This is a genomic window from Methyloligella solikamskensis (assembly GCF_042676065.1).
Classification (GTDB): domain Bacteria; phylum Pseudomonadota; class Alphaproteobacteria; order Rhizobiales; family Methyloligellaceae; genus Methyloligella; species Methyloligella solikamskensis.
Genome location: NZ_JBHTJO010000001.1, coordinates 360,186 through 382,669, shown reverse-complemented (window position 1 = coordinate 382,669; position 22,484 = coordinate 360,186). Strand labels below are relative to the sequence as shown.

At 63.0% G+C, this 22,484-nt stretch carries 22 protein-coding genes and 1 pseudogene; 15 read left to right on the top strand and 8 right to left on the bottom strand.

The features are described from left to right. Nucleotides 1–156 precede the first annotated feature (156 nt). Nucleotides 157–717, top strand: coding sequence for an RNA 2',3'-cyclic phosphodiesterase (gene thpR, locus ACFQ2F_RS01870; protein ID WP_379084872.1), 561 nt, complete (start codon nt 157–159; stop codon nt 715–717). On the opposite strand, the gene ACFQ2F_RS01865 is transcribed toward thpR, so the two are convergent. Both ACFQ2F_RS01865 and ACFQ2F_RS01860 read right to left on the bottom strand, forming a co-directional pair. After that, complete coding sequence (locus ACFQ2F_RS01865) at nt 702–1,100, bottom strand: VOC family protein (protein WP_379084869.1); 399 nt, start codon at nt 1,098–1,100, stop codon at nt 702–704. The two genes, thpR and ACFQ2F_RS01865, sit on opposite strands and share 16 nt — an antisense overlap. Before the next feature lie 137 nt (nt 1,101–1,237). Further along, nucleotides 1,238–1,789 carry a low molecular weight protein-tyrosine-phosphatase gene (locus tag ACFQ2F_RS01860; protein WP_379084866.1) on the bottom strand — a complete coding sequence of 184 codons (552 nt, stop codon included), beginning with the start codon at nt 1,787–1,789 and terminating at the stop codon, nt 1,238–1,240. 96 nt (nt 1,790–1,885) lie between these two features. Between ACFQ2F_RS01860 and ACFQ2F_RS01855 the strand changes: the two genes are divergently transcribed. Beyond that, a complete protein-coding gene (locus ACFQ2F_RS01855; protein WP_379084863.1) occupies nt 1,886–2,299 on the top strand; it encodes a YkvA family protein in 414 nt (137 codons plus the stop codon). Between the two features lie 31 nt (nt 2,300–2,330). Here ACFQ2F_RS01855 and ACFQ2F_RS01850 read toward each other — a convergent pair whose 3' ends face one another. Further along, on the bottom strand, nt 2,331–3,311 hold the full coding sequence (locus ACFQ2F_RS01850) for an NADPH:quinone oxidoreductase family protein (RefSeq protein WP_379084856.1): 981 nt from the start codon (nt 3,309–3,311) through the stop codon (nt 2,331–2,333). Nucleotides 3,312–3,667: 356 nt separating this feature from the next. Here ACFQ2F_RS01850 and ACFQ2F_RS01845 point away from each other — a divergent pair, with 356 nt between their 5' ends. The 3 genes from ACFQ2F_RS01845 (at nt 3,668) to ACFQ2F_RS01835 (ending at nt 7,563) form a co-directional block, all read left to right on the top strand. Beyond that, nucleotides 3,668–4,138, top strand: coding sequence for an invasion associated locus B family protein (locus ACFQ2F_RS01845; RefSeq protein ID WP_379084853.1), 471 nt, complete (start codon nt 3,668–3,670; stop codon nt 4,136–4,138). 105 nt (nt 4,139–4,243) lie between these two features. Continuing rightward, complete coding sequence (gene rlmN, locus ACFQ2F_RS01840) at nt 4,244–5,425, top strand: 23S rRNA (adenine(2503)-C(2))-methyltransferase RlmN (protein WP_379084850.1); 1,182 nt, start codon at nt 4,244–4,246, stop codon at nt 5,423–5,425. A 59-nt stretch (nt 5,426–5,484) separates the two neighbouring features. Next, nucleotides 5,485–7,563 carry an acyltransferase family protein gene (locus ACFQ2F_RS01835; protein WP_379084847.1) on the top strand — a complete coding sequence of 693 codons (2,079 nt, stop codon included), beginning with the start codon at nt 5,485–5,487 and terminating at the stop codon, nt 7,561–7,563. Between the two features lie 10 nt (nt 7,564–7,573). On the opposite strand, the gene ACFQ2F_RS01830 is transcribed toward ACFQ2F_RS01835, so the two are convergent. Further along, nucleotides 7,574–8,173 carry a 2-hydroxychromene-2-carboxylate isomerase gene (locus tag ACFQ2F_RS01830; protein ID WP_379084844.1) on the bottom strand — a complete coding sequence of 200 codons (600 nt, stop codon included), beginning with the start codon at nt 8,171–8,173 and terminating at the stop codon, nt 7,574–7,576. A 130-nt stretch (nt 8,174–8,303) separates the two neighbouring features. Between ACFQ2F_RS01830 and ACFQ2F_RS01825 the strand changes: the two genes are divergently transcribed. The 3 genes from ACFQ2F_RS01825 (at nt 8,304) to ACFQ2F_RS01815 (ending at nt 10,475) form a co-directional block, all read left to right on the top strand. Beyond that, nucleotides 8,304–8,696 (top strand): GFA family protein, encoded by a 393-nt coding sequence (locus ACFQ2F_RS01825; protein WP_379084841.1) that lies wholly within the window; start codon nt 8,304–8,306, stop codon nt 8,694–8,696. A 33-nt stretch (nt 8,697–8,729) separates the two neighbouring features. Continuing rightward, on the top strand, nt 8,730–9,164 hold the full coding sequence (locus ACFQ2F_RS01820) for a hypothetical protein (protein ID WP_379084838.1): 435 nt from the start codon (nt 8,730–8,732) through the stop codon (nt 9,162–9,164). Between the two features lie 93 nt (nt 9,165–9,257). After that, nucleotides 9,258–10,475, top strand: a complete 1,218-nt coding sequence (locus ACFQ2F_RS01815) for an argininosuccinate synthase (protein ID WP_379084835.1) — start codon at nt 9,258–9,260, stop codon at nt 10,473–10,475. Nucleotides 10,476–10,674: 199 nt separating this feature from the next. Here the strand turns inward: ACFQ2F_RS01815 and asnB are convergent, their stop codons facing one another. The 3 genes and pseudogenes from asnB to ACFQ2F_RS01800 all read right to left on the bottom strand — a co-directional run. Beyond that, the gene (asnB, locus tag ACFQ2F_RS01810; RefSeq protein WP_379084832.1) at nt 10,675–12,684 is read right to left on the bottom strand and encodes an asparagine synthase (glutamine-hydrolyzing); all 2,010 of its coding nucleotides are present in this window, start codon (nt 12,682–12,684) and stop codon (nt 10,675–10,677) included. Between the two features lie 246 nt (nt 12,685–12,930). Beyond that, on the bottom strand, nt 12,931–13,164 hold the full coding sequence (locus tag ACFQ2F_RS01805; RefSeq protein ID WP_379084829.1) for a pyridoxamine 5'-phosphate oxidase family protein: 234 nt from the start codon (nt 13,162–13,164) through the stop codon (nt 12,931–12,933). A 109-nt stretch (nt 13,165–13,273) separates the two neighbouring features. Next, nucleotides 13,274–13,366: pseudogene (locus ACFQ2F_RS01800) on the bottom strand (pyridoxamine 5'-phosphate oxidase family protein); the annotation flags it as partial. Between the two features lie 164 nt (nt 13,367–13,530). Between ACFQ2F_RS01800 and ACFQ2F_RS01795 the strand changes: the two are divergent. From ACFQ2F_RS01795 to ACFQ2F_RS01765, 7 genes are all read left to right on the top strand, one after another. After that, the gene (locus ACFQ2F_RS01795; protein ID WP_379084826.1) at nt 13,531–14,661 is read left to right on the top strand and encodes a site-2 protease family protein; all 1,131 of its coding nucleotides are present in this window, start codon (nt 13,531–13,533) and stop codon (nt 14,659–14,661) included. Nucleotides 14,662–14,791: 130 nt separating this feature from the next. Then, the gene (gene typA, locus ACFQ2F_RS01790; RefSeq protein WP_379084823.1) at nt 14,792–16,624 is read left to right on the top strand and encodes a translational GTPase TypA; all 1,833 of its coding nucleotides are present in this window, start codon (nt 14,792–14,794) and stop codon (nt 16,622–16,624) included. A 189-nt stretch (nt 16,625–16,813) separates the two neighbouring features. Then, nucleotides 16,814–17,083: a hypothetical protein gene (locus ACFQ2F_RS01785; RefSeq protein ID WP_379084820.1), complete on the top strand. Its 270-nt coding sequence runs from the start codon at nt 16,814–16,816 to the stop codon at nt 17,081–17,083. A 141-nt stretch (nt 17,084–17,224) separates the two neighbouring features. After that, nucleotides 17,225–17,731: a GNAT family N-acetyltransferase gene (locus ACFQ2F_RS01780; protein WP_379084817.1), complete on the top strand. Its 507-nt coding sequence runs from the start codon at nt 17,225–17,227 to the stop codon at nt 17,729–17,731. A 178-nt stretch (nt 17,732–17,909) separates the two neighbouring features. Further along, on the top strand, nt 17,910–19,901 hold the full coding sequence (locus ACFQ2F_RS01775; protein WP_379084814.1) for a putative bifunctional diguanylate cyclase/phosphodiesterase: 1,992 nt from the start codon (nt 17,910–17,912) through the stop codon (nt 19,899–19,901). Nucleotides 19,902–20,095: 194 nt separating this feature from the next. After that, nucleotides 20,096–20,893 (top strand): 4-hydroxy-tetrahydrodipicolinate reductase, encoded by a 798-nt coding sequence (gene dapB / locus ACFQ2F_RS01770; RefSeq protein ID WP_379090560.1) that lies wholly within the window; start codon nt 20,096–20,098, stop codon nt 20,891–20,893. Nucleotides 20,894–20,910: 17 nt separating this feature from the next. Further along, nucleotides 20,911–21,537, top strand: coding sequence for a 2,3-bisphosphoglycerate-dependent phosphoglycerate mutase (locus tag ACFQ2F_RS01765; RefSeq protein ID WP_379090557.1), 627 nt, complete (start codon nt 20,911–20,913; stop codon nt 21,535–21,537). Nucleotides 21,538–21,539: 2 nt separating this feature from the next. Here the strand turns inward: ACFQ2F_RS01765 and ACFQ2F_RS01760 are convergent, their stop codons facing one another. Continuing rightward, nucleotides 21,540–22,412 (bottom strand): methylated-DNA--[protein]-cysteine S-methyltransferase, encoded by an 873-nt coding sequence (locus ACFQ2F_RS01760; RefSeq protein ID WP_379090555.1) that lies wholly within the window; start codon nt 22,410–22,412, stop codon nt 21,540–21,542. Between the last annotated feature and the right edge of the window lie 72 nt (nt 22,413–22,484).

The following is a 22,484-nucleotide window of genomic DNA, read 5'->3' as shown; positions in this document are numbered from 1 at the left end:
TCTCAGCCCAGAAATTTGCTGTGGGCGAGCGGCGTCTCGGCGGTCCCTGCGGCCTGCCGGCGCTTGATCTGCCGCGAAACTCGCCTGAGGATGGAAGCGGGCGGTGTTAGTCGCCCCACCTCGCCATGCCGCGCCACGCGACGAAATGAGGCTGCCATGCCGCGACTCTTTTCCGGCATCGAAATCCCAGAAGCGATCGGTTACCGCATGAGCCTGTTGCGCACAGGCCTGACCGGCGCGCGCTGGATCGATCCGGCGAATTATCACCTCACCTTACGGTTCATCGGCGACGTGGATGGCGGCACAGCCCGCGACTTCGCCGCCAATCTTGGCCATATCGACATCGAGCCTTTTCAGCTTCAGTTCGACGGGCTCGGCAGCTTCGGCGGCAAGAAACCCCGCGCCCTCTGGGCGAGTCTCCGCCCGTCGGAGCCCCTGCTGAATCTGCAGCGGGCCCACGAACGAGCCGCCCGCCTCGCCGGATTGCCACCCGAGGCGCGCAACTTCACGCCGCACGTCACCATCGCGCGCCTTAGAGGCACCAAGCCCATCTCCGTGGCGGGCTATCTGGAAAGCCAGGGCGGCTTCTTCTCCGAGCCTTTCACGGTCGACCGCTTCGTGCTGTTCTCGTCGCGCGCCTCGATCGGCGGCGGGCCTTATGTGGTGGAAGCCGAATACCCGCTGGAGCACCAGCCGCTCTATCACTCCGCCGGATGAGCAGACCTTAGCGGCTGACCGACATCGATGCGGTTGCCTTCGGTGTCTTCGAACACGAAGGCGCGCAAGCCGTACTCTTTGTCCCGCACCCCCTTCACGATTCGAAGACCGCTCGCCTCGCAAAGCGTCGCGAGACCGTTTGCGTCCTGAACCATCAGATGCGCCACCGGAAAAGTGGCCGGCTTGTGCGCCTTCTGCAAAGTCAGATGAAGCTCCGCCCCGTCGCGCCTCAGAATGACGAAGCCGACCGGATCGCCGTTCTCGAAGATCTTGGTGAAGCCCAGCGTGCCGCAATAGAAGCTGAGCGCCCGCGCCATGTCCTGCACGGGCAAGGTCGCCGCGATGCGTCCGAAACCGATGCTATCTGGATCGATCATGCTCATTGGAGAACCCTCCTTACGCGGAAGGCGGATCTCCAGGCGGTGCCGAAGCCGGTAACGGACCTTCCAGTGATGTGAAGGAGGCGGTGCTCCGGGGCGACCGGTGATAGGCGAAGCGGACCGGCGGCCGCAAGCGGCGATCAGTCCTTCGAGGCGGTCTTTTCTTCCGAGGCGCCGTCCCCGATCAGGGACTCCAGCAGCCCTTCACTCGCCGCTTCGATCAGATCGAGCGCATGGTCGAAGCCTTCGTCCCCACCGAAGAACGGGTCCGGAACGTCGATGGCCTCCAGATGGGGCGCATAATCGAGGAACTGCCGGATCTTCCCCTCAGTCCCTTCCGGCGCGAGTGCCTTGAGCTCCGCCAGATTGTTGCGGTCCATGGCAAGCAGCAGATCGAACCGGTCGAAATCCTCCAGCACCACCTGCCGCGCAGCCTGGCCGGAGATGTCCATGTCCCGCCCCTTGGCGGCCGATTGCGCGCGGGTATCGGGCGCCTGGCCGACATGCCAATCCCCAAGCCCCGCGGAATCGATCTCGAAGCGGTCGGCCACGCCAGCTTCCGCGATCACGCGCCGGAATACCCCCTCCGCCATGGGCGAACGGCAGATATTCCCGAGACAGATAAAGAGAAGCTTGTGGCGCGGATCCTCGGTCATGGCCGTTTGAATTGCATGGGCCTCAATGCTTTGCAAGCACACCCCTCGACCGCGCGGGCATCTTGCGGTCGCGGCCCTGCAACCCTAAATTTAGCGCATCCGCTAACACCTTAGCGGTTTGGAGGATGAAGTATGACTGCCTTTGACGATGCGGAGTCTCTGCGCAAGGAGGCCATGGGCCAAGCGCTGACTGCCGAACGCGTCGCCCAACGCGAGGAGAAGGTCCGCCGCGACTTCTGGAGCAAGCTGAAGCGCGTCGCAGGCCGGGTCCCCTTCATGGAGGATCTGGTGGCCGGGTATTACTGCGCGCTGGATTCCCAGACGCCGTTGCGCGTCCGCGGCATGCTTCTGGCGGTCATCGCCTATTTCATCCTGCCGATGGATCTCATGCCCGACATCGTTCTGGGTCTCGGCTTCGCCGATGACGCAGCGCTCCTCACCGGCGTGCTGAGCTTGGTGTCGTCCCATATCACCCCGGCACATCGGGCGGCAGCCGCCCGCGCTTTGGAGCGGGAATTCCCCGACAGCGACACGGAAGACGCCTAAGCGCGCCGGAACGCAAAACCTTCTAAAAAACCTAGTCCTGGGGCCTGACGATCAGTTTGCCCGACACCTTGCGCTGCTCGATCAGCGAGAGCGCCTTGCCCGTCTCCACGAGCGGGAACGTCGCCTGAATATGCGGCGCGATCTTCCCCTCCTCGGCCCATTGCAGGGTTTGCAGCGTGTTGTCGCGATGGGCATCGGGCGAGCGCTCGATGAAAGACGTCCAAAACACGCCGATGATCGCGCAACCCTTGAGCAGCACGAGATTGAGCGGCAGCTTCGGAATCTCGCCCGCGGCAAAGCCGATGACGAGATAACGCCCTTCCCAGGCCATGGACCGCAGGGCAGGCTCCGCGCTGTCGCCGCCGACGCAATCGTAGAGCACGTCGACGCCATGATTGTTGGTGAGCTCGCGCAAGCCTGACTTCAGGCTCTTCTCCTTGTAGTTCAGCCCCATATCGGCGCCGTGCTCGCGGCAATAGGCAAGCTTCTCTCCCGAAGACGCCACGGCGATCACCTGCGCGCCCATCAGCTTGGCCACATGGATGGCGGCAAGTCCCGCGCCGCCCGACGCACCGAGGATGGCGACCGTCTCGCCCGGCTGCAGCTTCGCCCGGTCCTTGAAGGCGTGCAGCGCCGTCCCGTAAGTGACCAGAAGTCCGGCGGCGAACTCATCGCTGACACCAACGGGGATCGGCACCACGTTGCGCGCTTTCGTCGCCACCTTTTCCCGGCAGCCATTGCCGCCGATGAACGCCACCACCCGCTGACCGATCTCCAGCCCCGAGACCCCCTCTCCCAGACTGTCGATGGTGCCAGCGATCTCAGCTCCCGGCGAAAAGGGAAGCGGTGGCGTGATCTGGTACTTGTCCCGCAGAATCAGCGTATCGAAGAAGTTCAGCCCGACCGCGGTCACGCGGACGACAACCTCGCCTTCCTTCGCGACAGGCTCGTCGACCTCCTCAACATGCAGTGCGCCGATGCCGCCAAACTCGTTGAATTGTGCCGCTCGCATGATCGAGATGTCTCCGCGCTTCGCCGGCCCGTCTCGGCCGCCATTTGAAATCCTCAATCCCTGAACTCTCCATCGCCCAGGGATCTCTGCAAATTATGACGTACACAGAGCAATCGCGACACCCCTGGTCAGACCCGCGCTCGGGAGAGATCGCCCGTCGCCGACTATTCGTTTTCGGGGGAGCCGGTGCTTCACCGCGCCGCCTGCGCAACTGCCCTATAACCCGGTCAGAAATCTGGCCAAACCCATGGCGAATCTATATGGTCTTGTTCCCAACCGAAACCGAATGTCTTTCAGTCAGCATCCGAGTCGGGGAACCAAAGATGCACCGAGCTATTCGTGCTGCATGCCTTCTATTGGCTTTCAGCTGCGCACCTGCTTTTGCCCAGAACGCCAAGCTTCTGAAGAACTTCAATCATTGGTCCGCTTACGTATCCGCCTCGAGCCCGAAGGCCTGTTTCGTGGTATCGCAGCCGCTCTCGTCTGAGCCGAGCGATGTCCGGCGCGGTCCGATCTACATTTACGTCAGTCGGTATCCGTCCGACCGAATCAAGAACGAAGTCAGCATCAAGATGGGCTATCCGTTCAGCCCCGGCGCCAAGGTCACCGTCAACATCGACGGCAAGAACTACAGCTTCTACACCAAGGATGAAGGCGCTTATGTCGAGACCCGGGCCGGTGAGGACCAGGTCGTCGAGGCCATGAAGGCCGGCGCCAACCTGACCGTGACCGGCACCTCGTCCCGCGGCACCAAGACCACCGATAAGTATTCGCTGAGCGGTATCACGGCGGCAATCGGCGAGATCGAGCGAGAGTGCTCCTTCTAGAGCTGCACTGACGGGCGTGCTGGGGAGATCCGGCGCGCCCGACGTTGCCCGCACAATCTGCGCATTCCTCTCCACATTTGAGCCCTAAGGCCTTATGTCTGGGCCATGCTTACTGCACCTGCCATATCCGAGGCCGCGAGCCCTTCGCGCGGAACCGCCCTGCCATCCCTTATCGGGTTGAACCGGGAAGCGCTCGCCGAGCACCTGGCCGTCCTAGGCGTTCCCGATAAGCAGCAGCGCATGCGCGTCGGCCAGCTGTGGAACTGGATGTATGTGCGCGGCGTCGACGACTTCGAGCGAATGAGCAATGTGGCCAAGGGTCTGCGCGAGCAGCTTGCCGAAAGCTACAGCCTTGCCCGGCCCGAGATCGTCTCCGAGCAGGTGTCTCAGGACGGCACCCGCAAATGGCTGCTTCGCTTGAAGGACGGGCGCGAGGTCGAAACCGTCTATATCCCCGAGGACGACCGCGGCACCCTGTGCATCTCCAGCCAGGTCGGCTGTACGCTCACCTGCAGCTTCTGCCACACCGGCACCCAGCGCCTGGTGCGCAATCTGGAGGCCGGCGAGATCGTGGCCCAGGTCATGCTGGCGCGCGACCGGCTGGGCGATTGGCCTGGCGCTGAAGGCCCTGAGGACAAGACGGGCCTGCCCAACGCGGACCGGAAGATCACCAATGTCGTGCTCATGGGCATGGGCGAGCCGCTCTACAATTTCGATGGCGTGCGCGACGCCATGGCCATCGTCGCCGACGGCGAAGGTATTTCGCTGTCCAAGCGGCGCATCACCCTGTCGACCTCCGGCGTGGTGCCCGAGATCCCGCGCTGGGGCGAAGAGGCCGGCACCATGCTCGCCATCTCGCTCCATGCCGTTCGGGACGATCTCAGAAACGAGCTCGTGCCCATCAACAAGAAATGGCCGATCGCCGACCTGCTGGAGGCGTGCCGCAACTATCCCGGCCTCTCCAACGCCAAGCGCATCACCTTCGAATACGTGATGCTGGACGGGATCAACGACAGCATCGCCGATGCCAAGGAGCTGGTCCGGCTGCTGGCCAAGATCCCGGCCAAGATCAACCTAATCCCGTTCAATCCCTGGCCGGGCTCGCCTTACGAATGCTCCGACTGGGACCAGATCGAGAAATTCGCCGATGTGGTGAACCGGGCGGGTTATGCATCACCGGTCAGGACACCGCGCGGCCGGGACATCATGGCCGCCTGCGGCCAGCTCAAGAGCGCATCCGTCAAGCTCCGCGCCAGCCAGCGCGCCGCGGCCGGAGACGTTAGCTAACCCCACACGCATAACTTGAGTTCAGTCGTGAGGTCCTTCAGTTTTAGGTCGCGCGCAGAATGCGCGACAACAACTGGGGGCAGTTTACCATCGAAACGCTTGTCGGCACGGCTCGCCCAACCCGAAAGCTCTTCCGCCGCGTCGAGTCGGGATACAGAAGCGATATTGACGGACTTCGTGCTATCGCCGTCGTCCTCGTGGTCCTGTTTCACGCAGGCTTCCCCGTTACGCCGGGTGGGTTCGTTGGCGTCGACGTCTTTTTTGTCATCTCGGGTTACCTCATCACCGGGCTGCTGGTACGTGAGATTGCTCTTACGGGACGTATTGGCCTGCGTGATTTCTGGGCCCGGCGGATGCGCCGGATTCTGCCCGCAGCGGTTCTGGTTCTTTGCGTCTCGCTAATCGCCGCTGCGCTATTCTTGCCGGCTCTTCAGGCCAGCCGTGCAGCAAAAGAGATGCCGGCGGCGGCCCTTTATTTTATCAACTGGAGGTTCGCCGATAGGGCGACCGATTACTTCGCCTCGGATCAGGCCCCCAGCATCTTTCTCCACTATTGGTCGCTCGCAATCGAAGAGCAATTTTACTTGGTGTGGCCATTGATCCTCGGCTTCGCTTTGATTGCTGGAAGACGCCTCCTCGGCGGGGGCGACACCCGCGCCATCCTGACCGCGACCATCACCGTTAGCGTTCTCTCCTTTGCGCTCTGCCTCATCCTCACCGCCGACAATCAACCTCTTGCTTTTTTCGGCACCCACACCCGTGCATGGCAGCTTTGCGTCGGTGGTGTTGTCGCTCTAATTGCTTTCGGCTCACTGGCGACGGGGGTGCGCAATCTCTTGGCCGCCTGCGGGATCGCTTCCATCCTCGCAGCCGCATTCTTCCTCGATGAAGCGTCGAGATACCCCGGCCTGTTCGCTCTACTTCCTACCTTCGGGGCCGCCTCCATCATCCTCTCGGGGCGAAACGTCGATGCGCCTGCCGGCCATGCCGGGGGATGGGTTGGACGATCTCTTTCGCATCCGCTTCTAGCCGGTATTGGGCGCCGTTCTTACTCCTGGTACCTGTGGCATTGGCCGGTCTTGGTGATTGGGGAAGCGATTATCCCGCACATCTCCGCCGTCGGAATTTGCTTCCTGATTCTAATATCCCTGGCCCTAGCCTTCGCCACGTATGCGATTGTTGAGCAGCCTGCTCGCTACTGGCCGGTGCTCACCGGCTCGGTCTCCCTCTCGCTTATTTTCGGAGCCGTTTTGTCCGTCGGTGCCGCTGCTTTTGGGCTCGTCGGAGAATCCACCTTCGCGCGACAGTTCATTCTCCTGAACGACGGCCGGAAGATCGCCGTGGAGTCGGTGTTTGACGATCGATCACAACTGAAACACGACAACTGCTTGCTGTCGCATGACGCGGTTTATTCGAGCGCTTGCGTATACGGGAATACGGATGGCGAGAGAGTCGCCGTCATTTTCGGAGACTCCCATGCGGCTGCCTGGTTTCCGGCCGTGGACGCTGCCGCAAAGCGGGCTGGCTGGAAGCTGGTCGTACGCACAAAGGCATCCTGCGCATCTATCGAGGCGCCCACCTACTACAAGAAGCTCAATAGGCCCTATCACGAGTGCCACGCCTGGCGTGAGCGTACGATCCGCGAAATTATCGAGATGGATCCCGAGCTGATCTTCCTCGCCAACATGAGCGGTCCACCCGTCCTCGACAGCTCCTTTCGTCTGCTTCGAGGCCGAGACGCGCTGAAGGTAAGACGCGCCGGCGAGGACGCCCTTAACGGACGCCTCCTTTCAAGCACGAATGCGAACATACGAATTCTACGCGATGTGCCTTCCAGGAAAGGCGATCTTCCAGTGTGTCTTCTGGCTCACCCGGGGGACGAGGAGGCGTGCATATGGGAAAAGAAAGCTGGAAGATACCCGGAGCTGAAATACGGCAAGACGCCAAGGATTCAGGTCATTGATCTGACCGACGCCATTTGTCCGGCACGCAAATGCCATCCCGTCGTCGGTGGTCGGTTGATCCTCTGGGACAGCCACCATTTGACGAAATCCTTCGCCGAGACCCTATCGGAGCATTTCGATCCCCTCTTTGGCGAACCCGGATTGAGCAAGCTCGAGAGACCAACGCCACCTTAGAACGGTGCGCCTAGCCCCGCTTCACCGCCCACTCGATCGCGTCTTCCAGGCGGTCGTTCCCCCAAAAGAGCTCATCGCCGACCGTGAAGGAGGGCGCGCCGAAGATATCGAGCCGCATCGCCTCATCCGTATCGGCGCGCAGATGGGCCTTGTTCAGGTCGGTCTCCGCCTTGGCGAGAACCGCCTCCGCATCGAGTCCGAGTCCCTGGAGGATCTCGGCCAGGACGTTATCCAGGCTGATGCACTTCTTCTCGACGAAATTCGCCTTGAACACCGCCCTCGTGAAATCCGGCGTCAAGCCGTCGTCGCGCAGCGCACGGGCGATCCGCGCCGCCTTTAGCCCGTTCTGCGGAAACGATACCGGTGGCAGGCTGAGCGGGAGTCCTTCCTTCTCGCAGATCCGCTCCAGATCGCGCCACATATAGCGCCCCTTGCTGGGGTAGAGATTGAAGGGTGAATCCGCCCAGCCATGGTTGGCGAAGATCGGTCCCAGCAGGAAGGGGCGCCAGTTCACGGTGACGCCTGCATCCTCGGCCAGCGGCGCAATCCGCATCACGGCCGGATAGGAGTAGCTGCTTGCAAATTCGTACCAGAAATCGATGCTTGGCATGACGTCCTCCCCTATGCCACTTGCAGAGATTGTGTGATCGAGCCAAGCGTTGGCAACCGGCCAAGCGACGCATCGCACGCCGGTTGGGTTGAAAGCACATTGCCGCAATCCAGCGACGGGAGAAGACCGGATGAGCGAGAAGAGGCGAGGCGGCTGCCTTTGCGGCGACGTGACCTATGAGATTTCCGGCAACGTCAGCGATGCCATCGCGTGCCACTGCCGGCAATGCGCCAAGACCAGCGGGCACTTCGCGGTAAATTTCACCTGCGCACCCGATCAGATCGAGATCGCGGACCGGGGAAGCCTCACCTGGTTTCGCTCCTCTGACGACGCAGAACGCGGCTTCTGCAATCGGTGTGGCAGCAGCCTCTTCTGGCGCTCGGAATCCGAGCCGGACTTTTATGTGGCTGCCGGGTCGCTCACCCCGCCCACCGGCATCCAGCTCGGACAACATATTTTTGTCGGGTCCAAATCGGACTACTACGGCCTCGACGACGACCTTCCCAAGTCGGAGACGGTCTAAGCCGCACCCCGTGCCATCCTTGAGGAGAACTTTGTGATCACCCGCACGATCTTCCGCGTTCTTTGGGTGGTGGTCTCCTTCCTCTTCGCCTCCGGTATCGCGCTCGTCGTTCTGTTGCTCCTCGGTGCGCTCTGGGTCGGCGACGAGCTCCGCCAGGCCGCGCCCCACGATCCCATGATGCAGGAGGGTGGCGAGGTCTTCGGCCTGGTCATGTTCACAGCCGCCGTGGCGCCCACCCTCACCGTGCTGCCCGCGCTCGTCGCTGTGGTGATCGGCGAAGTGCTGAAGTTCACCAGCTGGATGTATTACGTGCTCGCCGGCGGCCTCTCGCTCCTTGCCGTGCCTCTGCTGGTCGGCACGCCCGACGAGATGGCAACTCTGCCCCCGGTCCAGGCCACGGCGATCTTCGCCACGGCCGGTTTCACCGGCGGCTTTGTCTTCTGGCTCATCTGCGGCCGCGGCGCTTGAGGCTTGGGAGCGCGGAAGCGCCGCTTGCCCCGCCCGCCCAGTTTCCTATAAGTCCCGCATCTCATTCCGCGACGAATTTCAGAAAGCGCGTCCATGGCCGAACAAGACATCAAGAAGGTGGTGCTCGCCTATTCCGGCGGCCTCGACACCTCCATCATCCTCAAATGGCTTCAGGAGACCTATGGCTGCGAGGTGGTCACCTTCACCGCCGATCTCGGCCAGGGCGAGGAGCTGGAGCCGGCGCGGAAGAAGGCGGAGATGTTCGGCATCAAGGAGATCTTCGTCGACGATCTCCGCGAGGAATTCGTCCGCGACTACGTCTTCCCCATGTTCCGGGCAAATGCGCTCTATGAAGGCGTCTACCTGCTCGGCACCTCCATCGCCCGGCCCCTGATCGCCAAGCGCCAGATCGAGATCGCGCGCGAGACCGGCGCCGACGCCGTGGCCCATGGCGCGACCGGCAAGGGCAACGACCAGGTGCGCTTCGAGCTCGCCTATTATGCGCTCAACCCGGACATCAAGGTGATCGCGCCGTGGCGGGAATGGGATTTCGTCTCCCGCTCAGACCTCATCGAGTTCGCCGAGAAGCACCAGATCCCGGTCTCCAAGGACAAGCGGGGCGAGGCACCCTTCTCGGTCGATGCCAACCTTCTTCACTCCTCTTCGGAAGGAAAGGTGCTCGAAGACCCGTTCGAGGCGCCGCCGGAATACGTCTTCCAGCGCACGGTCTCGCCCGAGGACGCCCCCGACAAGGCCACCGAGATCATCATCGGGTTCGAGAAGGGCGATGCCGTCTCCATCGACGGGAAGCGCATGAGCCCAGCCGAGATCCTGACCAAGCTCAACGAACTCGGCCGCGACAACGGCATCGGCCGGGTCGACCTGGTGGAGAACCGCTTCGTCGGCATGAAGTCCCGCGGCATCTACGAGACGCCGGGCGGCACCATCCTGCTGCCGGCCCACCGCGCTATCGAAAGCCTGACCGTCGACCGGGAGGCCGCTCATCTGAAAGACCAGCTCATGCCCCGCTACGCGGAGCTGATCTATAACGGCTTCTGGTTCTCACCCGAACGCGAGATGCTCCAGGCCCTGATCGACAAGAGCCAGGAGCATGTCGAGGGCGAGGTCCGGCTGAAGCTTTATAAGGGCAATGTGATCGTCACCGGCCGGAGGAGCGACAAGTCCCTCTATGCCGACGATCTCGTCACCTTCGAGGACGACGCCGGCGCCTACGACCAGATCGACGCCAAGGGCTTCATCCGCCTCAATGCGCTGCGCCTGCGCACGTTGGGCAAGCTGCGGAATAAGTAGGGAAACAGCGTCGCAAAGGCTGCTTCGAAGTCCTCGTCATTGCCGGGTCTGACCCGGCAATCCATTCCACTGGCCTCGCGGTTTGTCGCGATGGAACGGCATGACGCTTCGTTTTGAGGCGATGGCATCAATTCACCTCTCCCAAAGGGAGAGGCCGCCGGCGGCACTCGCAGCAATCTCAGTAGACAGAGGCCGCGAACTACTCCGCTGCCGCGACCGCCTCGGCCAGACGGCCTTCGCTGCGCTCGCAAGCCACCGGGTTCAGGTCGACCTCCGGCAGCTCGCAAAGGTCGCCACCGAGATAGAGGTGATGCCAAAGCTGGGTGGCGACCACGCCGCCGAGGCCTAAGCTGGCGAAGGTCGCGAGTTTCTTGTCGCCCTTGGCCAGCACATCCCGGTCGCGCTCCACCTGGGCCGCATCGAAATAGCCGGTGCGGCGGAGGCTTTCGGGGCTGAGGAGATCGCGCACGAAGGCGGGCGGATCGGCCAGGAAGCTTTCGGCAAGGGGCGCCCGGAACATGTTCTTTGGCCGCTGGGCGATCCGCTTCGGCAGGATCCGCTCCGCCGCCTTGCGCAGCAGGTATTTGTCGCGGACGCAACGGTTCAGCTTCCAGCGCGGATGGAGCTTGGACACGTAGTCGATGACGTCCTCGTCCAGGAAGGGGTAGCGAACCTCGACCCCGTTCGCCATGGCCACCCGGTCGCCCTTCTGGCTGAGAAGCAGGCCGGGGAGATGCACCTTGTAGCCGAGATAGAGCGACTGGTTCAGCGGGTGCCAGCGCTTCATCTTCTCCAGGTCCAGATCGATATCCTCATAGGCCACATGGCCGTCGAGGCGCTCCCACATCTCGTCGCTGTAGAAGCGCTTCCGGGCCGTCGCCACGAGATTGTAGAGCTGCGACTGCGCCTGGGGCCCGCCGGTCAGAGCATCGTTCCGGGCAAATTCCGAGAAGCTGGAACCCGGCGCCCCGATCTTGCGGAGCACCCTGCCCATAGTCGCGCTGGGCCGGAACGTGTTGCCGAAGTCGAGAAGGCGCCCCGCCTCCCGCACCTTGAACCAGACATAGCCGGCGAAGCCTTCGTCGGCGCCCTCGCCAGCGATCACGGTCTTGTAGCCTTGCTGCCGCACACCGCGGGACAGGGCCAGCAGCGCCGCGCAAGACGTATCCAGCACCGGGGCCTCGGCGCCGGTCACGAGCGCCGCATAGTTCTCCGAGATCAGATTAGAGTGGGCCTCGATCACGGTCTGCTCGCCGCCGATCGCAGCGACCGCTTCCGCCGAGTGCTCGGTCTCGTCGAGCGAGGTACCTTGCATCCCGACGGTGAAGCTCGGCAGGGGACGGCCCGCTACCTTCGCCGCCATGGCCAGCACATAGGCTGAATCCACGCCGCCACTGAGATACCCCACGACCGGCACATCCGCCCGGAGGCGAAGATCGACCGCCTGCCGGAAGGCGGCCTCGAACCCGTCGACAGCCTCGGTCTCGGCAGGATCGTACTCATCGCCCCAATCGGGAAAGTCGAAATCCCAGTATTTGCGGATCACCGGCTCGGCCGCCCGGCCGGAGCCATCGAGCGCGACGCGCAGGAAGTTCCCCGGCTGCAGGGATTTCACTCCGGCGAACGCAGTGCGGGGCGAGGTCAGCGCGAAGAAGGTGAACATGTGGTCCAGCCCGCGCGGATCGGCTTCGGCCGGAACGTCGCCGGAGGCGAGCAGCGCCTTGATCTCCGAGCCGACATAGAGGAAGTCGCCCTGCTTCGACCAGAACAGCGGGCAGATACCCATCCGGTCCCGGGCCATCAGCACCACGCCCTTCCGGAAATCCACCAGCACGAAGGCGAACTGACCCTTCAGATAAGGGAACAGATCCTCGCCGTACTCCTCATAGAGATGGACGATGATCTCGCTGTCGCTATGGGTGCTGAAGACGTGGCCCTTGTCTTCCAGCTCGGCCTTGCGCTCGCGATAATCGAACAGCTCGCCATTGCAGACCACGGCGATCTGGCCGTCTTCGCTGAAGATCGGCTGCCGCCCGTCATCCAGTCCGACGATGCTCAGCCGGCGGTGCCCCAGCCCGACACCGGGCCCGAAGTGAAATCCGCTATCGTCCGGCCCGCGATGGGTCAGCGTCGCGGTCATGCGGGCAACTTGGTCGCGATCGATGTCCCGCCGGCCCTTGAGGTCGATAATTCCTGCTAATCCGCACATAAAAAAACGCGCTCAAAAATAGCGCCGTGGAGCCAATCGCCCCGCGGCGCGGAATGAAAAATGATGGAATGAAGTCTGGCTGGCCAACCGTCTCCGCCGCCCAATGGTCTCGAGCTTCCAACATGCCCGAGTTGACGCGGCAATTCTATGACCGAAGCGTCAATCTTAGCGCGAATCGTGGAAAACGAGAACGCGAGCTTAAAGCGCGATTATCGAATTAAATCAAGGGTCCCGGCAGAGCCACCGTCAATCCATGTCGACTGTAGATTTCAGGTTTTCGCCGAGATTGGGTGGCTCGCCCGTCGCCCGCGCCTTCTTGAACTCGTAAGACGCCACGGCGGAGTTCTTCGGCCCGTCCCACAGTTCGGCCCGTTCGGGATCGAAGCGGATTACCCGCACATTCGGATCGCTCGGCCCTTCCGGCCACCAGGCCGTCTGCTCCTTGTTCCAGAGCTCCTCCGCCTTCTCCGTATTGCGCATGATTTCCGCGTGACCGGAGACGGACAGATACGCCTTGTCTGTCTTCCGGGTAGACGAAGGTCAGGCAGACTTCGTGATGGGCCGCAATCTCCTCATCCTTGTGGCCCCGCACATCGGTGAGGAACCAGATCAGCCCCTTGTCCTTGTCGGAACGGGCTTCCAGGGGCCGCGCCCGCAGACCATCGGAGAAGCGAGTCACCATCATGCAGATGAACGCCTTGTCGATAATCTCCCAAACTCTATCTCTATCTGTATGTTCGCTCATACCGCCTGAACACGGTGCCCACGCCTTTGGTTTCAAACGAGACCGGGAACGCACAGCGACGGCCAGGCGGAATCCAAGACGGAGGCAATCGCGAAGACGAGATGCGCTGGTCCCTAGCCCTCGGCTCCATCCGCGGAACTGAAATCCGCATTCACATCACCTTCCTGATCTTTCTGGTCTGGCTCTGGATGGTGTTCTACGGCCGGGGTGGCGCCGCGGCCGCCTGGCAGGGCACGACCTTCATCGTCCTCATCTTCCTCTGCGTGCTGCTCCACGAGCTGGGCCATGTTTTCGCCGCCCGCCGCTACGGCGTGCCGACTCGCGACGTGACGCTCTGGCCCTTCGGCGGCATCGCCTCCATGGAGCGCATGCCCGACAAACCCATGGAGGAGCTGATCGTGGCGGTCGCCGGCCCCGCCGTGAATGTCGTGATCGCAGGTCTTCTGCTTCTCTGGGTGGGACCGCAACTCGCTCCAGACAATCTCACGGCGCTTGAAGACCCCGGTGTCTCCCTCGCGGCCAAGCTCGCCGGTGCCAACATCGTCCTGGTGCTGTTCAATCTGATCCCCGCCTTTCCCATGGATGGCGGCCGGGTGCTGCGCGCTCTGCTTGCCATGCGCATGAGCAATGCCCGCGCCACGGAGCTCGCCGCCAATATCGGCCAGGGCTTCGCCGTGGTCTTCGGCATCCTCGGCCTGTTCTACAATCCCATGCTGATCATCATCGCGGGCTTCATCTTCCTGGCCGCCTCAGGCGAGGCCTCTCAGGCCCAGCTCAAGGCCGTGGCCAAGGGCACGCTTGTGTCGGATGCGATGATCACCGCCTTCGAGACCCTCGACATGAAGGCCACCGTGGCCGATGCGGCCGACGCCCTGATCCGCACCACCCAGAAGGAATTTCCCGTCGTCGATGCCGCCGGCCATATGCGCGGGCTGCTGACCCGGGATGCCATGGTCAAGGCCATGAAACAGACCGGCCCCGAGACCCCCGTGCTGGAAGCGATGCAGACGGAGATCCCGATGATGTCCGCACGCGCCAGCCTGGAGTCGGCGCTGCGCGCCTTGACCGAGAAACGCCAGCCCGCCGTCGGCGTCACCGGCCCGGACGGCAAGCTCGTCGGCCTGCTGACCCCGGAGAATCTCGGCGAGCTCATGATGCTGAACGGCGCCCATCCCAAGGACAGCGGTAAGGGCAGCGGCGGCTATGTCGGACCGTGGAGCAACCTCAGATAGCAGGCGGGAGGGGTGAGACGACGCATTGCAAGCGTCACGCACCCTCTATATATGGCAGGCAGAGACAGACGCGGGTCCGAATAAGCGGGCCCGCTTTTTTGGTTTAAGGCCCCAATCGGTTCAAGGCTCCATGCAGCTACGTAACATCGCCATCATCGCCCATGTCGACCACGGCAAGACGACCCTGGTCGACAAGCTCCTCCAGCAATCAGGCACGTTCCGCGAGAACCAGCGCGTTGCAGAGCGCGTCATGGACTCCAACGATCTGGAGAAAGAGCGTGGCATCACCATCCTCGCCAAGGCCACCTCGGTGGTCTGGAACGACACTCGCGTGAATATCGTCGATACGCCGGGCCACGCCGATTTCGGAGGCGAGGTCGAACGTATTCTTCATATGGTCGATGGCGCCATCGTCCTGGTCGACGCCGCCGAAGGCCCCATGCCCCAGACGAAATTCGTCGTCGGCAAGGCACTTCAGGTCGGTCTTAAGCCCATTGTGGTGATCAACAAGGTCGATAAGCCCGACGGACGTCCCGATGAGGTGATCAATGACGTCTTCGACCTGTTCGCCGCACTCGATGCCTCCGACGAGCAACTCGACTTCCCCATCCTTTACGGCTCCGCCAAGGAAGGCTGGATGGCCGAGAACGAGGACGGCCCGAAGGATCAGGGCATGGCGCCCCTTTTCGATTTGGTCCTGCGCCACGTCGCAGCCCCAACCGTTGAGGACGGCCCCTTCCGCATGCTCGGCACGCTGCTGGAATCCGACCCTTATCTCGGCCGCATCATCACCGGGCGCATCTCCGCCGGCAGCCTGAAACCCAATCAGAATATTCACGTGCTCAACGCCAAGGGCGACGTCGTCGACCAGGGCCGGGTCTCGAAGATCCTGGCCTTCCGCGGCATCGAGCGTCAGCCCGTGGAAGACGGCCAGGCCGGCGACATCGTCGCCATTTCAGGCCTCACCAAGGGCACGGTGGCCGACACGTTCTGCGATCCCCAGGTCACCGAGCCGATCCAGGCCCAACCCATCGACCCGCCGACCGTCTCCATGACCTTCATGGTCAATGACAGCCCCCTCGCCGGCACCGAAGGCGACAAGGTCACCAGCCGCGTCATCCGCGACCGGTTGATGAAGGAGGCCGAAGGCAATGTGGCGCTCCGCATCTCCGACACGGCCGAGAAGGACAGCTTCATCGTCTCCGGCCGAGGCGAACTGCAGCTCGCCATCCTGATCGAGAACATGCGCCGGGAAGGCTATGAGCTCGGCGTCTCACGTCCGCGCGTGGTCCTGAAGAAGGACGAGGACGGCCAGGTGCTGGAGCCCATCGAGGAAGTCATCATCGACGTCGACGAGGAGCATTCCGGCGCCGTCGTCCAGAAGCTCTCCGAGCGCAAGGCCGAGATGGTCGAGATGAAGCCGTCCGGCGGTGGACGCCTGCGGCTCGTGTTCCAGGCGCCGACCCGCGGCCTCATCGGCTACCAGGGCGAACTTCTGACCGACACCCGCGGCACGGCGATCATGAACCGCTTGTTCCACGGCTATCAGCCCTTCCGCGGCGACATCCCGAGCCGCCGCACCGGCGTGCTCATCTCCACCGAGAACGGCGAGGCCGTGGCCTACGCTTTGTGGAATCTGGAAGACCGCGGCCCGATGATGATCGAGCCCGGTTGGAAGGTTTATCAGGGCATGATCGTCGGCGAGCACACCCGGGAGAACGATCTCGAGGTGAACGTGCTCAAGGGCAAGAAACTCACCAACATCCGCACGACCTCCAAGGACGAGGCGGTGAAGCTTACCCCGCCCATTAAGATGACCCTGGAGCGGGCGCTCGCCTGGATCGCCGACGACGAATTCGTCGAGGTGACCCCGAAATCGATTCGCCTCCGCAAGCAGCATCTCGATCCGAATGTCCGCAAGCGGGCCGAGCGCGCTAAGGAAGCCGGGACGGTGCCTGCGTAATTACGCCTCACTCAGGCTCCGGATGGCAAATTGATTGCCGGATTATCCCGAAAACCATTGCTTGGTTTTCACCAGTTGTCCGGGACCATCTCCCGGCCGCTTGGGATCTTTGCTCTTATGGATTGGCAAATTGATGCCGCGATTCCCCGCGGCCCCAATTGCCAGATTCAATGCATAAGAGGAATCCAGATGTTCAAGACCACGACCTTCGCCGCTTCCCTGGCGCTCGCCGCTGCGCTCTCCTTCTCCAACGTTGCCCTCGCCGACGAGGACATCCCGCCGTCCGATGAGGAGGTGACGAAGATCGAGGAAGCTCTCGCCGCGATCGGCTGTAAGGGCGGCGACTACGACGCCGAGAAGTCCGGCATCTTCGAAATCGACGATGCGGAATGCGAGATCGGCCCGTACGACATCAAGCTCGATGAGGACTTCAACATCATCGTGATGTCCCGCGACTAGCCGTCACACGCATTCGATAATTCGATGGTTCAAAGGGCTGGGCAGGAATGTCCGGCCCTTTTTGCGTGAGAGCGAATCTTACGCACGAGTCAAGCAAGCATTGTCTTTGCGAATCGTCGAAGCAGTGGCTAATCTTTGCTTATGGAGACGAAGGTCGCGCAGATTCGAAGAGGGCGTCCTGACGATTCGCCCAAGCTCGCGGAAGTCTATGCGGACGCATGGCGCGGCGCCTATCAAGGCATCATTCCCCATAAGCAACTCGAACGACTGATCGCCCTGCGCGGCCCCGGCTGGTGGGACACGGCAATCGTCCGCAAGAACGCGATGCTCGTCCTCGACTTTGGTGGCGAAGCCCTGGGATATGCAACCTACGGACGCAGCCGCCTTCGCCGCTCCGCGTTCCAGGGCGAGATCTACGAGATCTATATCCACCCCGTCTATCAGGGGCTCGGCTTCGGAGAGCAGCTTTTTTCCGGCGCCCGGAAATGTCTCGCCAATGCCGGCGTGAAAGGCCTTGTTGTCTGGGCTTTGGCTGACAATGACGCGGCTTGCAACTTCTATCTCAATCGTGGCGGAGAGCCCGTCGCGGAAGGCTCTGAGCGCTTCGGAGACATGTCCTTGCGCAAGATTGCCTTCGCTTGGAGATAGTTTCTTTACCACCCGCTAACCGCCCCAATTGGTCTGGTCTTAACATAACGCCCGTATAAGCGCTCCCTACACCGGCGGCTATGGGAGCGCTACATTCATGCCTGACTTTGCTGGACGCGACCGACTGATAATGGTTGGCCTCGTCATCCTCGGCCTATTGACGGTCGTGGCTGGCGTAATGACCGGGCGAACCACTCTTCAGCACGTTCTGGAAACCGACGCGCGCGACGCCACAATCAGCTGGACCAAGATTGTGGATACGAGCCTCTCCCGGAGCGGAAAGCTGGATAAAGAGGTGCTGGGCCTTCCGACCCGCACCCTGGATCCCGACGTGCTGGCAAGCCATGCCGATTCCGTTGCGAATGCGGAAGTCTACGATCTCCACGAGAAAAGTCACTCCGGGCCCGGCCTGGAGAATCTGATCCTGGATTGGGTCGGAGGCGGGAGCAATGAGGAGCCCGACGATTACGTGAGCCGCCTCGCCGGCTTCGCCATCCTCTCGCCCGAGGGCGAGGTGCTGGCCACCGGCGGCGATTTCGATTCGAAGAACCTCTCCACCATGCTGCAGAACCCGGCGGCGAGCGCCGGCCTCGACCAAGCGATCGAAACCGGCCACATGCAGTTTTCCGACGGCTTCGATGCCGGGCCCGGCGAGCCCCTGGCTTTCGTACCGATCCGCTCGGCCGACGGCAGCCTCGATCGTATCTATGCCTTCCGCATCGACCAGAAGGCCGCGGCGAACATGACCGACACGGCCCTGACCGTCGTGAGCTTTGCGACCAGCTTGTTGATTGTCATGGGCTTTTCGGTTCCGGCCGCCATCGCGTCCCGCCGCATCCGCGAGCGCTGGAAAGCTGAGGATCAGATTCGCTTTCTCGCTCTGCACGATTCCCTGACCGGGCTGCCCAACCGGCTGCAACTCCGCCAGACCCTCGATCGCGCGGTCGGTCGCTGCCGGCGCCACGAGACCTATATGGCCGTGCTCTGTCTCGACCTGGACCGCTTCAAGGACATCAACGACACCCTCGGCCATCCGACCGGCGACCTTTTGCTGCAGGAGGTCGCGGCCCGCCTGCGCTCCAATGTCCGTGAGGTCGATCTCGTGGGCCGTCTCGGCGGCGACGAATTCGCTATCGTCGCGGAGCAGCTGGAGACGCCTGAGGATATCCTGCCCCTGGCGCGCCGGATCACCGGCGCCCTGGGTGAAACCTATCGCCTCGACGGCCATGAAGTCGTCAGCTCCGGCAGTATCGGCATCGCCATCGCGCCGGAGGATGGCACCACCGGCGACGAGCTCCTCAAGAACGCCGACCTCGCGCTCTATCGGGCGAAGCAGGAGGGCCGGAATACGTTCCGCTTCTTCGAGCCGTCCATGGATGCCGCGCTGCAGAAGCGCCGGCGTCTGGAGAACGATCTGCGCGTCGCCGTCCGCAAGGGCGAGCTCCGGGTGGAGTACCAACCGCAATTCGACCTCAAGACCGGCGCGCTGACCGGCTACGAGGCCCTGGCCCGCTGGCGTCACCCCACCGACGGCGACATTCCGCCCTCCGTCTTCCTGCCGCTCGCGGAAGAGACCGGCCTAATCGCTCCCATCGGGGAATGGATCCTGCGCACCGCCTGCCACTACGCTACGACCTGGGACGACGACGCCAAGCTCGCCGTCAATCTCTCCCCTGCCCAGTTCAAGGTGCAGAACGTCGTGGCCATGGTGAAGCGCGTGCTGAAAGAGACCGGGCTCGACCCCGCCCGCCTGGAATTGGAGATCACCGAGAAGCTGCTGCTTCAGAACACCGAATCCGTGGTCGCCATGCTGGAGGCCCTGGACCGGCTCGGCGTCTCCATCGCCATGGATGATTTCGGCACGGGCTATTCCAGCCTCAGCTATCTGACCCGCTTCCCTGTCAAGAAGATCAAGATCGACAAATCCTTCGTCGAGTCTCTAGGCCAGAACGCCGAAGCCAGCGCCATCGTCAGCAGCATCGTCGGCCTCGGCAAATCGCTCCATGTCACCATCACTGCCGAGGGCGTGGAGAACGCCGCCCAGGCCGAGACCTTGCGGGAATGGGGCTGCAATCAGGTGCAGGGCTTCTACTACGGCGCGCCTGAAGACGAGGTGCCCGAGCACGAAGAAGCGAAAGAGCAGGAACCAAAATCCTCTCTTGTCGCTTGAGCTAGTCGAACCGCACGCTGACCCGGGGCACGGGCGGGGGATAAATTGTCTCCGCAGACAAAACAAACCCGCCTCCGGTCTTGTGACCGGGCAAGCCAAGTCTTAGAAGTCAGGTCATAGAACGGCACCGGCGCTTCGCGCCGTGCCAGAACCCACCTTAACCCGACGCGCTCTCGACAATGTCAGACCAAGATATGAAGATCGCGGTGCTCGGCGCTGGCGGGCGCATGGGCCAGGCCCTGACCCGCGCTGTGGCCGAGACGCCCGGCTGCACGGTCGCCGGCGGCGTGGAGCAGGCGGACTCCGAATTCATCGGCAAGGATGTCGGCGAGGTCGCCGGGCTGGAGCCCTTGGGCGTCACCATCACGGACAACCCCGTGCCGCTGTTCGCCGAGGTCCAGGCCGTGCTCGACTTCACCAGCCCGAAAGCGACTGTCGAATTCGCCGCCCTGTCCGCCCAGGCCCGAATCGTCCACGTGATCGGCACGACCGGCCTGTCCGACGAGGATATCGACGCCCTGGAGGCGGCCAGCCGCCACGCCACCATCATCCGGGCCGGCAATATGAGTATGGGCGTGAACCTGCTCGCGAACCTCACCGAGAAGGTGGCCAAGGCCCTGGACGACAGCTTCGATGTGGAGATCGTCGAGCTTCATCACCGCCATAAGAAGGACGCGCCGTCCGGCACTGCATTGATGCTCGGCGAGGCCGCGGCCAAGGCGCGCGGCGTCTCCCTGAAGGACAAAGGCGTCTTCGCCCGCGAAGGCCAGACCGGGGAACGGGGCGTCGGTGATATCGGTTTCTCTTGCATGCGCGGCGGCGACGTGGTGGGCGAGCACAAGATCGTTTTCGTCGGACCCGGCGAACGTATCGAGCTCGGTCATATCGCCACCGATCGCGGCATCTTCTCCCGCGGCGCCGTCAAAGCCGCACAATGGGGCTTCGGCAAACCGCCAGGCCTCTACTCCATGGCCGACGTTCTCGGATTGTGAATACGATGACGGAAGGGTTGGAAAGGACGCTTGTGCTGGTCCGTCATGGCCAGAGCGAATGGAACGAAGCGAACCTTTTCACCGGCTGGCGCGATGTCGCCCTCACTTCTCTAGGCATCAAGGAAGCCCAGCGGGCGGGCCGCGCCCTGAAGAGCCACGGCTTCCATTTCGATCTCGCCTTCACCAGCGCGCTTCGCCGCGCCAAGGACACCTGTAAGCTGATTCTCGACGAGCTCGGCCAGGACGACATTACGGTGGTCGAGGATGTCGCCCTCAACGAACGCCACTACGGCGATCTCTGCGGTCTTAACAAGGCGGAAGCCGCCGAGCGCTGGGGCGAGGACCAGGTCCACACCTGGCGCCGCAGCTTCGAGGCGACGCCGCCCGGCGGCGAAAGCCTCCGGACCACCGCCGAACGGGTCATACCCTTCGTCGAAGAACGGATCCTTCCCGAGGTCGTCTCCGGCAAGTCGGTACTCGTGGCCGCCCACGGCAATTCCCTGCGGTCCCTCATCATGGACCTGGAAGGCATGAGCCCCGAGCAGATCGAGGAGCTGACGCTCGCCACCGCCGTGCCGCGCATCTACCGTCTGAACGAGGACGGCAGCATCGCCAAGCGCTACGACCTCAAGGACGAGGAATAGGCTCAGCGCGCCAGCCGCGCCGCTTCCCAGCCCAGCAGCACCCGCTTTCGCACCAGGCCCCAATGATAGCCGGTGAGCGATCCGCCTGCGCCGAGCGCCCGATGGCACGGCACCACGAAGGAGAGCGGATTGCGTCCCACCGCCCGGCCCACGGCGCGCGCCGCACCAGGCCTGCCGATGGCCTCGGCAATCCTTCCATAGCTCGTCACCTCGCCCATGGGCACCTGCATGAGCTGCCGCCAGACCCGGAGCTCGAAATCCGTGCCGATCAGCATGATGTCGAGCGGCTCGTCCGCCTGCCCGGCACCACCAAATATGCTCTGAACGCTTCGTCTCGTCGCGGCCGGATCTTCCACATAGGTCGCTCGCGGCCAGCGCCGCCGCATGTCCTCGAAGGTTTGCGCCCGCGCATCCGCGTTATCGCAGAAGGCCAGTCCCACAAGACCGTGTCGGGTCTGCATGACGAGCGCCTCGCCGAAGGGGGAAGCGTGAAACCCATAGGCGATCTCGAGCCCCGCACCGCCGCGGGCGTAGTCGCCCGGCGTCATCGCCTCCTGGGTCATGAAGAGATCGTGCAAACGCCCGCCGCCCGACAGGCCGACCGAATGTGCCGTCTCCAGCACGCTCGCCTGGTCTCGCAGCATGGCCCGCGCCCGGTCCAGGGTCAGGGCCTGGAGAAAAACCTTCGGACTCACCCCGGCCCAGCGCTTGAAGAGACGCTGAAAATGGAACGGGCTCAGCCCCACATGCCGGGCGAGGTCCTCCAGCGATGGCTGGTCGTCCGCATTCTCCGTGACGAAGCGGACCGCTGCCGACACGCGCTCGTAGTCCGATGGGGCCTCGGAGCTTAGAGGCGCATTCCTATCGTTCGACACTGCGGATTGGGGTTCGGTCAGCACGGCAACCTCCTGATAGCGGACAAAGCCTAGGAGGCCGGCGGCCAGGAA

Coding starts and splice junctions, on each gene's coding strand:
- thpR (WP_379084872.1), top strand. CDS start 157: ATGCCGCGACTCTTTTCCGGCATCGAAATCCCAGAAGCGATCGGTTAC.
- ACFQ2F_RS01865 (WP_379084869.1), bottom strand. CDS start 1,100: ATGAGCATGATCGATCCAGATAGCATCGGTTTCGGACGCATCGCGGCG.
- ACFQ2F_RS01855 (WP_379084863.1), top strand. CDS start 1,886: ATGACTGCCTTTGACGATGCGGAGTCTCTGCGCAAGGAGGCCATGGGC.
- ACFQ2F_RS01850 (WP_379084856.1), bottom strand. CDS start 3,311: ATGCGAGCGGCACAATTCAACGAGTTTGGCGGCATCGGCGCACTGCAT.
- rlmN (WP_379084850.1), top strand. CDS start 4,244: ATGCTTACTGCACCTGCCATATCCGAGGCCGCGAGCCCTTCGCGCGGA.
- ACFQ2F_RS01835 (WP_379084847.1), top strand. CDS start 5,485: ATGCGCGACAACAACTGGGGGCAGTTTACCATCGAAACGCTTGTCGGC.
- ACFQ2F_RS01830 (WP_379084844.1), bottom strand. CDS start 8,173: ATGCCAAGCATCGATTTCTGGTACGAATTTGCAAGCAGCTACTCCTAT.
- ACFQ2F_RS01825 (WP_379084841.1), top strand. CDS start 8,304: ATGAGCGAGAAGAGGCGAGGCGGCTGCCTTTGCGGCGACGTGACCTAT.
- ACFQ2F_RS01815 (WP_379084835.1), top strand. CDS start 9,258: ATGGCCGAACAAGACATCAAGAAGGTGGTGCTCGCCTATTCCGGCGGC.
- asnB (WP_379084832.1), bottom strand. CDS start 12,684: ATGTGCGGATTAGCAGGAATTATCGACCTCAAGGGCCGGCGGGACATC.
- ACFQ2F_RS01805 (WP_379084829.1), bottom strand. CDS start 13,164: ATGCGCAATACGGAGAAGGCGGAGGAGCTCTGGAACAAGGAGCAGACG.
- ACFQ2F_RS01795 (WP_379084826.1), top strand. CDS start 13,531: ATGCGCTGGTCCCTAGCCCTCGGCTCCATCCGCGGAACTGAAATCCGC.
- typA (WP_379084823.1), top strand. CDS start 14,792: ATGCAGCTACGTAACATCGCCATCATCGCCCATGTCGACCACGGCAAG.
- ACFQ2F_RS01785 (WP_379084820.1), top strand. CDS start 16,814: ATGTTCAAGACCACGACCTTCGCCGCTTCCCTGGCGCTCGCCGCTGCG.
- ACFQ2F_RS01780 (WP_379084817.1), top strand. CDS start 17,225: ATGGAGACGAAGGTCGCGCAGATTCGAAGAGGGCGTCCTGACGATTCG.
- ACFQ2F_RS01775 (WP_379084814.1), top strand. CDS start 17,910: ATGACCGGGCGAACCACTCTTCAGCACGTTCTGGAAACCGACGCGCGC.
- dapB (WP_379090560.1), top strand. CDS start 20,096: ATGAAGATCGCGGTGCTCGGCGCTGGCGGGCGCATGGGCCAGGCCCTG.